We start from the raw sequence: 1,928 nt of genomic DNA, 5'->3' as shown, positions 1-1,928 counted from the left end.
AATGCCGCATTTTCTGTGAAGCCGGGTGATACTGTTATGCTCACTATTGGCGCTAGTAAACTACAAGCTATTGCCGAATCAGTTGCTGATATTTCAGTGACCTTGGTTGAGCTGGTCACTGTAGATTAAATAGTTGGGGGATAATCCCCCTTTTTTCGGAATCTTTATTATGACTAATTTCAATATTTACTCTAGTAAATTTGGGCAATCAACCGATGACTTGCCAGAAGCTGAAGTTAATCTGTATTTAACTAATGAACGGATACAAGCAGTTATTGACTCAAATACTAATTTCGCGCCATCCGGTCACGGTCATATATGGGGCGACATCAGTAGTGCGCCTGCTACCGCAACCAGGTGGCCTACTTGGTCTGAAGTTACAAGTAAACCGACAACGTTTACTCCATCAGAGCATACACATTCAAACATTACATTAACCGCAGGAGATGGTTTATCAGGAGGAGGAACATTAGCAGCTAATAGAACAATTAATGTAGATTCAACTGTAGTAAGAACTACAGGCAATCACACTTTCACAGGAATTAAAACATTTAACATAATAAATAATCCCGTATATTTTTTAAATAATGAAAGTTGTTTTGATAAAAATATGCTTATTAATTTTAATGTTTGGAGGGGGTTTGACATACGCCGGATAGGGTCTACTGCTGGTTCGGCAAGTTTAGTACTAAATAGTAGAGTTGGAGGAAATAGCTGGGCGTTTTCTCATCAGGGAAATTATTCTATGCGACTTGAAGCAGAGGCTAATCCTAGAGTATTTATATATCATGGTATTAATTTTCTTGAAAGTAATGTTTGGCGAGGTGCTCCTAGCGATAGATATGCAATACACTTATATAACGGGCAGACATATTTTATGAAGCACTCAACTCTTTCATCATCTGGAGTACATACTAGATTTAGAGTAGGAGGCACAAACGTATCTTTGATTAACGATAGTGGAGATTATGTTAAAGGTTCTTCGGATATGAGATTTACAACAGTTTTTAATGAGAGTATTAATAGCTTAGATGGACTTCAAAAATTATATTTAATTAAATTTAAATATAATGAGTTAGCAGCCATGGATTTTCTACACAATAAACTAAAATCGGTTTAATCGCACAAGAAGTTCAAGAGCACTACCCCGATGCAGTTTAAGTGGTTCAAAATGACCACACAGATAGCCCTGAAGTTGACGACAAAAAAATAGATTATCTGACGATTCTTTATGAAAAATTAGTTCCTTTATTAGTGGCAGGGATTCAAGAATTATCTCACAAATTAGACGCACTAGGTAAACCCACAGCATCTACAAATGGTAATATCAGTAATTTACCGACAAGCCCTATCGGTTTAAGTGTAGGTGATTTATGGTGTGACACGGATAACGATAATGTAATCAAGCAGGTGAGATCATGTCTAACAAATATGATATATCTGAAACTAATTGGTTTTTAGCTTACAACCAATATTTTATCAAAGAGGATGATACCTCACACGGAGGTAAACGATTGCCAGATATATCAGGTAGCAAATTTGTAAGGATATTATTTGATGCAGACCAAGTTTCTACTTACTGGAAAATGGCGGGTTGGTTGAAATTTTACACATACAATGATATGAAGCAGAATATGATGGTTAAACGTGAAACTATTTGGCTAAATGAATATCAAATAATTGAATCACCACCATATAGTAATTTTTACGCAATCTTTGAACCCTTGGAGAGGATTAAATGGTTTACCCTTTATTTTTGGAGATTAATGCAATGAGTATAATCATACTAGAGGTGATGTTATTGATAACTGTTATTGTTGATTTTGGCATTTATTGATAGGCAATAACATAGGGGTGAACTGATTATGTTGGTATCGGTTTCTGCTCGGTAATTGTCACCAGTTGAAAAGTTGTTTAGGGGTATCGGG

General features: G+C 35.8%; 4 protein-coding genes. All 4 read left to right on the top strand.

What is annotated here, in order from left to right; translation table 11 throughout:
- Window positions 1-169 precede the first annotated feature (169 nt).
- The 4 genes from ACTIE0_RS24070 to ACTIE0_RS24055 are packed head-to-tail and all read left to right on the top strand — an operon-like array spanning window position 170 to window position 1,775.
- On the top strand, window positions 170-1,120 hold the full coding sequence (locus tag ACTIE0_RS24070) for a hypothetical protein (protein WP_006625355.1): 951 nt from the start codon (window positions 170-172) through the stop codon (window positions 1,118-1,120).
- Window positions 1,111-1,161, top strand: coding sequence for a tail fiber domain-containing protein (locus tag ACTIE0_RS24065; RefSeq protein WP_396442620.1), 51 nt, complete (start codon window positions 1,111-1,113; stop codon window positions 1,159-1,161). Before ACTIE0_RS24070 ends, ACTIE0_RS24065 begins: the two co-directional genes overlap by 10 nt.
- A complete protein-coding gene (locus ACTIE0_RS24060; RefSeq protein WP_439517027.1) occupies window positions 1,162-1,461 on the top strand; it encodes a hypothetical protein in 300 nt (99 codons plus the stop codon).
- Window positions 1,419-1,775, top strand: coding sequence for a hypothetical protein (locus ACTIE0_RS24055; protein ID WP_315642520.1), 357 nt, complete (start codon window positions 1,419-1,421; stop codon window positions 1,773-1,775). The genes ACTIE0_RS24060 and ACTIE0_RS24055 overlap by 43 nt, the downstream gene beginning before the upstream one ends.
- Window positions 1,776-1,928 lie beyond the last annotated feature (153 nt).

The organism is Limnospira sp., assembly GCF_051859755.1.
GTDB classification, from domain to species: domain Bacteria; phylum Cyanobacteriota; class Cyanobacteriia; order Cyanobacteriales; family Microcoleaceae; genus Limnospira; species Limnospira fusiformis.
Note: the sequence above shows the minus strand (reverse complement) of the source record. Positions and strands in the feature narration are given on the sequence as shown.